We start from the raw sequence: 5,192 nt of genomic DNA on the forward strand, positions 1-5,192 counted from the left end.
GGCTGTGCGGCGAGTGTCGCAACGATGTGCTGCGTCATTTCGTCGATGCTGGGGTGGTCGAGTCCGGCGCCGACCGGCAACTCCACACCGAATTCCGTACGCAGCCGGTTGACGAACTGCACGATCGAGAACGAGTCGAAGCCCAGCTCGTAGAAGCCGCGCACCCGCGACAGGCGCTGGCCGGTGCCGATGCCGAGGACCTCGGCGGCGATCCGGCCGACGGTCCGTGCGGTGCGCTCGACGCTCAGACCGCCCGGGCGGGCCGCTCCTGCGGGCTCGGCTGCCTGCGGTGCGGGGATCGGTGCCGGGGCGGGTGCCGCAGTGGGCCTGACTCGTGCGGTGGGGGCGGGTGCGGCGGCTTTCACCGCTGTCGGGGCCGGGGGTGTGGTGCCCGGTGCGGTCGTCAGACCGTCCAGGGTGGCGACCAGCCGCTGTGCGCCGTCGAACAGGCGCACTTCGGCGCGCAGTCCGTCGGCTGCGAGGTGCCCGGCCGTCTCCCCCTGGTCGCCGCGCTCGATGCCTGCCAGCCAGTGCCGTTCGCCGGCCAACTGCACGGGCGGCAGGGGCACGTAGGGGTGCGAGGGGCCCTGTACGGCGTTCCAGTCCACGGCCGCGTCCAGCGGGTAGAGCCCTGCGAGGGCTGTGGCCAGGGTCAGCGTGCCGGGTTTGCCGCGGGTCAGGGAGGACACGACCGAGCCGGCGCGGCTGCGGTGTGCCAGCGCTGCGCGCAGCGGCCGGGAGAGTACGGGGTGGGGGCCGATCTCGATGAAGAGTGCGTCTTTCCTGGTGAGGAGCCGGTCGACGGCGGGCCAGAACTGGACGCTGTCACGGACGTTGCGGCCCCAGTAGGAGGCGTCCGTCACGGGGTTGTCCGTGTCGGGATCCACGCTGGAGAGCAGGGTGAGGGTGGGGGGTGCGGCCGTGAGGCCGGCGAGCTGCTGTTCCAGTTGGTCGCCGTGCGGGTGCACTGCCTTGCTGTGGAAGGCGTAGTCGACTCCCAGTGGCTGGCAGGTCGCGCCGCGCCGCTTGAGGTGGGCGATCGCTCGTGCCATCGCGTCGGCGGGGCCGGCGATGACGACGGTGCTCGGTCCGTTCACCGCGGCGATGGTGACGGCGCTGCCGAGCGGGCGCAGTGCGGTGCGTACCTGGTCGGCGGGCAGGTCCACCTGCGTCATCCGTCCCGACCCGGTTGCCTCCTGCATGATGCGTCCGCGGTTCACCGCGAGGTGGACGGCGCTGCGCAGGTCGATGGTGCCGGCGGTGTGTGCCGCGGCGATCTCGCCGACGCTGTGCCCGATCACCGCGGTCGGGGGAAGCCCCCATGATGTCCACAGCCGGGTCAGGGCGACTTGTATCGCGAAGATCGCGGGCTGGGCGATCCGGGTCTCGGCCAGTCTGCTGTTGTCGGTCCGTGCGATCTCCTCCAGCAGCGACCATCCGCCGAACTCGCGGACCAGGGCGTCGCATTCGTCGAGTGCCTCACGCACGAGCGGCTGGGTCCGGTAGAGGTCCATCCCCATCCCGGGCCACTGCGAGCCCTGGCCGGAGAAGGCGTGGACGATGCGTGCGGGTCGTCCGCCGAGCACGTCTCCTGCCGCCGTCCCGGGGCGTGAATCCCCGCACAGGTGGGCGTCGAGGGACTCGGCCAGGTCCCGTCCGGTCTCGCCGACCACCGCGAGGCGGTAGTCGTGGTGGGTGCGGCGGACTGCGGCACTGTGCAGGAGGCCTGCCAGGTCGCCCGGTTGGCTGTCGGTGAACCGGTCGCGGTAGGCGGCCGCCTGGGCGGCCAGGGCGTCTGGTGTCGGTCCGGACACCAGCAGTACCGGCACCGGTGCAGCCGTCTCGGCCGCTGCCGCCTGCTGGGGTGCGGCGGGCGGGGAGGCGAGGACTACGTGGACGTTCGTGCCGGAGAGCCCGAAGGCGCTCACCCCGACATGGCGGGGGCCGTCACCGGGAATCGGCGTCGGTGCGGTCGCGACGCGTACCCCTGTTTCCTTCCGGGTGACCAGATCCATCGGCTGGGCCACGTTGATCTGCGGTGGCACCACGCCGTGCCGCGCCACCAGCATGGCCTTGAGCAGCCCGAGAATGCCGGCCGCGGAGTCGGTGTGACCGAAGTTGGCCTTGTGGGAGCCGATGAGCAGGGGGCGATCCGCCGGACGCCCGGCCCCGAGCACGGAGGTCAGGGCGCTGACCTCGAGCCGGTCGCCGAGCGGGGTGCCGGTGCAGTGGGCCTCGACGTAGTCGATGTCGGTTGCGGTGAGGTCGGCGCTGGCGAGTGCCGACTGCAGCAGCATCTCCTGGGCGGCCGCGTTCGGCGCGATGAGGCCGGCGCTGTGACCGTCGTGGTTGGTGGCGCTGCCCTTGATGACGGCCCATATCCGGTCGCCGTCGGCTACCGCGTCGGCGTAGCGCTTGAGGACGACGACGCCGCAGCCCTCGCCGCGGACCACTCCGTCGGCGTCGGCGTCGAACGGCCGGCAGACCTCGGTCGGGGACAGCGCCTGGATTTTGCTCATGAAGATGCTCAGTTCGGGCGCGAGCATGAGGTTGACGCCGCCGGCGAGTGCGGCGTCGCACTCGCCGGCGCGCAGCGCCTGTGAGGCGAGGTGCACGGCCAGCAGGGAGGAGGAGCAGGCCGAGTTGAGCATCATGCAGGGCCCGTGGAGTCCGAAGGTGTACGCGATGCGTCCGACCCCGAAGCTGGCCTCCTTGCCGCTGGCGTAGTGCGCGTTGATGCCGGTGGGGCCGGCGGTCTTTGCCTGCAGCAGGGTGTAGTCGGCGCCGAGGATGCCGGCGAAGACTCCGGTGCGGGTGCCGGCCCAGCGCTCCCGGGGCACGCCGCTGTCCTCCATGGCCGCCCATGCGGTTTCCAGGAGCAGCCGGTGCTGGGGGTCCATCTCCGCTGCTTCTCGGGGGGTGATGCCGAAGAACCGGGCGTCGAAGGTGTCGACGTCTTCGAGGAAGCCGCCTCGCCGGCAGTACATGGCGCCGGGTTGGTCGCGGTCGCTGCTGTAGAACTGCGGGCCCCAGCGGTCCTGTGGCACTTCGGACGTCACGTCCGCGCCCTGCAGGATCACTTGCCACAGTGCGCCGAGGTCGCGTACTCCGCCCGCGAAGCGCAGACCGACGCCGACGATCGCGATGTCGCTCGGGCGAGCGATCCGCAGCGGAGCGGCCGCAGTAGATTCACGGCCTTCCCGGTTGTCCGGCACCGTCATTCCCCCTCGTCCCACAGGTCTGCGGAGCTGGGGCCGCCCGCGAGGATCGCCGGCAACCCCGGTCACCACATGATGATTTCATCGACCGTTGAACTCTACGCACGTTGAGTCGCTCGGTCAACGGAGCTCATCAACTCCCGTACAGGGGCGCCGCTTCCGGGCCGGCCGGTGCCGCACCGCCTGCGGTGACGCGAGAACCCGATGCGCCCTTGTCATCGGCGCATCCAGGTGAGATGGTCCATTGGATTTTGATTCATCAATTGATGACTTAGGGGGGATGGTGAGTCATCACGCGCACGGCATCCGGGTGCGCGGCCCGCGCACCGCTGCGCCGGATCGCCCGGATCGCCCGCAGGCCGCACGCGGCCTGCTGAAGCCGCTGTGTCTCACCCTGGCCGGGCTCGCGGTGGGTATCGCCAGCCTCTCCAGCCGCGGCTGGACCTATCTCGCCCTGCTGGCCGCGGCCGTCTGCATCGACAAGATCGCCGTGCGGGTGTGCCCGCACGGCGGATGAGCATGCCCGGCCGCAGCGCACCGTCCCGACCAGGCTCCGGCCCGGCGCGCCGTCAGGCCCGGCGGCGTCGCACGGCCGTCAGCGCCCCTCCGCACCCCGACCCGTTCCAGCCCCCGACCCGTTCCAGCAGCTGTCAGCCAGCAGAAAGCAGGGATCGATGACCGAGCCGGCACCTATCGTTCTTGACCCTCTCGGCCAGAACATCCATGCCGAGTCCGCACGGATCCGCCGGCGGGGACCGGTGACCCGCGTCGAGTTGCCGGGTGGGGTGCTGGCGTGGTCGGTCACCGGCTGCAGCGCGGCCCGCCGGCTGCTGGCCGACCCCCGGGTCTCCCGGGACGCCTACCAGCACTGGCCCGCGTTCATCAACGGGGAGATCCCACCGGACTGGCCGCTGATCACCTGGGTCGCGTCGCGGAGCATCACCAACGCCTACGGACAGGAACATGCCCGTCTGCGGAAACTGCTCGCCGACGGATTCACCGGCCGCCGGGTCGCGCTGATGCGTCCTTCCGTCGAGAAGGCCACCGCCGACCTGCTCGACCGCCTTGCGCAGGTCCCGCGGGGCGAAGTGGTCGATCTGCGGGCGCAGTTCGCCCACCCGCTGCCGGCCCGGGTCATCTGCGACCTGCTGGGAGTTCCCGACCGGCTGCGGCCTGCGGCGGGCCGCCTCATCGACCTGGTCGCCTACGGTGCCGCGAGCCCCGGGACCGCAGGGGCGAGCGCCGCCGACTGGCGGCGCCTGGCCACCGAGCTGGTCACGGAGAAACAGCGGGAGCCCGGGGAGGACGTGATCACCGACCTCATCACGGTGCGCGCCGACGACGGCTCCCGGCTGTCCGAGGACGAACTCGAAAGCACCGTGCTCACCCTGCTGCGTGCGGGGCACCTGACCGTGCTGGAGCTGATCTCCAACGCAGTGGCCGCCCTGCTCATCCACCCCGACCAGCTCCACCTCGTACAGGAGGGGCAGGCCGGCTGGGACGACGTCGTCGAGGAGACGCTCCGTGCGGACAGCCCGGTCGAACACCTGCCGCTCCACTACGCGGTCGCCGACATGGAACTGGACGGAGTGAGGATCGCCCAGGGCGACCCCATCCTCATCTCCTTCGGTGCCGCCGGCCGCGACCCGGACCTGCACGGCGCCACGGCCGAGGAATTCGACGTCACCCGTGCCACCAAGCAACACCTGGCATTCGGCCACGGATACCACTACTGCATCGGGGCGCCACTGGGCCGGATGCAGGCCACCACCGCCCTCGCGGCCCTGTTCACGCGCTTCCCCTCGCTGTCCCTCGCGGTCCCGGCCGCCGACCTCGAACCCACCGCCACGTTCATGCTCAACGGCCACCGCACCCTGCCCGTACACCTGACCGGGGCGCCCTGACGACGCCGGGCGACAAACAGATGAGGGGGTGAGGGGTGGGACGGCACCAGTGCCGTCCCACCCCTCACCC

At 71.4% G+C, this 5,192-nt stretch carries 3 protein-coding genes; 2 read left to right on the top strand and 1 reads right to left on the bottom strand.

The genetic code is table 11. The features are described from left to right. On the bottom strand, positions 1–3,215 hold a 3,215-nt coding region (locus J0695_RS19715; protein WP_206963421.1), incomplete at its 3' end, for a type I polyketide synthase. 283 nt (positions 3,216–3,498) lie between these two features. Between J0695_RS19715 and J0695_RS19720 the strand changes: the two genes are divergently transcribed. Together J0695_RS19720 and J0695_RS19725 are read left to right on the top strand one after the other, a co-directional pair. After that, complete coding sequence (locus J0695_RS19720) at positions 3,499–3,735, top strand: hypothetical protein (protein ID WP_206963422.1); 237 nt, start codon at positions 3,499–3,501, stop codon at positions 3,733–3,735. 157 nt (positions 3,736–3,892) lie between these two features. Then, positions 3,893–5,122 carry a cytochrome P450 family protein gene (locus J0695_RS19725; protein WP_206963423.1) on the top strand — a complete coding sequence of 410 codons (1,230 nt, stop codon included), beginning with the start codon at positions 3,893–3,895 and terminating at the stop codon, positions 5,120–5,122. Positions 5,123–5,192 lie beyond the last annotated feature (70 nt).

The organism is Streptomyces beijiangensis (assembly GCF_017315755.1).
In the GTDB taxonomy this organism is placed as follows: Bacteria; Actinomycetota; Actinomycetes; order Streptomycetales; family Streptomycetaceae; genus Streptomyces; species Streptomyces beijiangensis.

Excerpts from the sequence above, each read along its gene's own strand:
- J0695_RS19725 (WP_206963423.1), top strand. The coding sequence starts at position 3,893 with ATGACCGAGCCGGCACCTATCGTTCTTGACCCTCTCGGCCAGAACATC.
- J0695_RS19720 (WP_206963422.1), top strand. The coding sequence starts at position 3,499 with ATGGTGAGTCATCACGCGCACGGCATCCGGGTGCGCGGCCCGCGCACC.